Source organism: Salifodinibacter halophilus, assembly GCA_012999515.1.
Taxonomy (GTDB): Bacteria; Pseudomonadota; Gammaproteobacteria; order Nevskiales; family Salinisphaeraceae; genus Salifodinibacter; species Salifodinibacter halophilus.
The window spans coordinates 1-1,685 of the sequence record JABEEB010000005.1; the positions used below are offsets into that span (position 1 = coordinate 1).

The 1,685-nt window shown below is 55.4% G+C and carries 1 protein-coding gene and 1 pseudogene; one reads left to right on the top strand and one right to left on the bottom strand.

All coding sequences use genetic code 11. The annotated features are described in order from the left end of the window. Positions 1 to 93 (bottom strand): phosphoribosylaminoimidazolesuccinocarboxamide synthase (locus HKX41_10350; protein ID NNC24539.1); only part of this gene is annotated, 93 nt, incomplete at its 3' end. A gap of 12 nt (positions 94 to 105) precedes the next feature. Between HKX41_10350 and HKX41_10355 the strand changes: the two are divergent. Next, a pseudogene (locus tag HKX41_10355) lies at positions 106 to 1,110 on the top strand (phage tail tape measure protein). Positions 1,111 to 1,685 lie beyond the last annotated feature (575 nt).

The window sequence follows — 1,685 nt, forward strand, 5'->3', positions numbered from 1 at the left end:
AACACCATTAGAAGTTAACCAATCTCTCAAAAATTGTTTATCGTAAGAGTCTTGAGATTTACCAACTTCGTATTTAGCAGCATTCCAGGGGATCCTCTAGAGTAAACGCTAGCGCTTTCCGGCAATCAGGCGGGACTGACGGCAGATCGTATGCTGGTCCTGTCCAGAGCCGGGCAGGCGGCAGGGCTGACGTTTAACCAGACCAGCGAGTCACTCAGCGCACTGGTTAAGGCGGGGGTAAGCGGTGAGGCTCAGATTGCGTCCATCAGCCAGAGTGTGGCGCGTTTCTCCTCTGCATCCGGCGTGGAGGTGGACAAGGTCGCTGAAGCCTTCGGGAAGCTGACCACAGACCCGACGTCGGGGCTGACGGCGATGGCTCGCCAGTTCCATAACGTGTCGGCGGAGCAGATTGCGTATGTTGCTCAGTTGCAGCGTTCCGGCGATGAAGCCGGGGCATTGCAGGCGGCGAACGAGGTCGCAACGAAAGGGTTTGATGACCAGACCCGCCGCCTGAAAGAGAACATGGGCACGCTGGAGACCTGGGCAGACAGGACTGCGCGGGCATTCAAATCCATGTGGGATGCGGTGCTGGATATTGGTCGTCCTGATACCGCGCAGGAGATGCTGATTAAGGCAGAGGCTGCGTATAAGAAAGCAGACGACATCTGGAATCTGCGCAAGGATGATTATTTTGTTAACGATGAAGCGCGGGCGCGTTACTGGGATGATCGTGAAAAGGCCCGTCTTGCGCTTGAAGCCGCCCGAGAGAAGGCTGAGCAGCAGACTCAACAGGACAAAAATGCGCAGCAGCAGAGCGATACCGAAGCGTCACGGCTGAAATATACCGAAGAGGCGCAGAAGGCTTACGAACGGCTGCAGACGCCGCTGGAGAAATATACCGCCCGTCAGGAAGAACTGAACAAGGCACTGAAAGACGGGAAAATCCTGCAGGCGGATTACAACACGCTGATGGCGGCGGCGAAAAAGGATTATGAAGCGACGCTGAAAAAGCCGAAACAGTCCAGCGTGAAGGTGTCTGCGGGCGATCGTCAGGAAGACAGTGCTCATGCTGCCCTGCTGACGCTTCAGGCAGAACTCCGGACGCTGGAGAGCGCTGCCGGACCTGCAGGCATGCAAGCTTGGCACTGGCCGTCGTTTTACAACGTCGTGACTGGGAAAACCCTGGCGTTACCCAACTTAATCGCCTTGCAGCACATCCCCCTTTCGCCAGCTGGCGTAATAGCGAAGAGGCCCGCACCGATCGCCCTTCCCAACAGTTGCGCAGCCTGAATGGCGAATGGCGCCTGATGCGGTATTTTCTCCTTACGCATCTGTGCGGTATTTCACACCGCATATGGTGCACTCTCAGTACAATCTGCTCTGATGCCGCATAGTTAAGCCAGCCCCGACACCCGCCAACACCCGCTGACGCGCCCTGACGGGCTTGTCTGCTCCCGGCATCCGCTTACAGACAAGCTGTGACCGTCTCCGGGAGCTGCATGTGTCAGAGGTTTTCACCGTCATCACCGAAACGCGCGAGACGAAAGGGCCTCGTGATACGCCTATTTTTATAGGTTAATGTCATGATAATAATGGTTTCTTAGACGTCAGGTGGCACTTTTCGGGGAAATGTGCGCGGAACCCCTATTTGTTTATTTTTCTAAATACATTCAAATATGTATCCG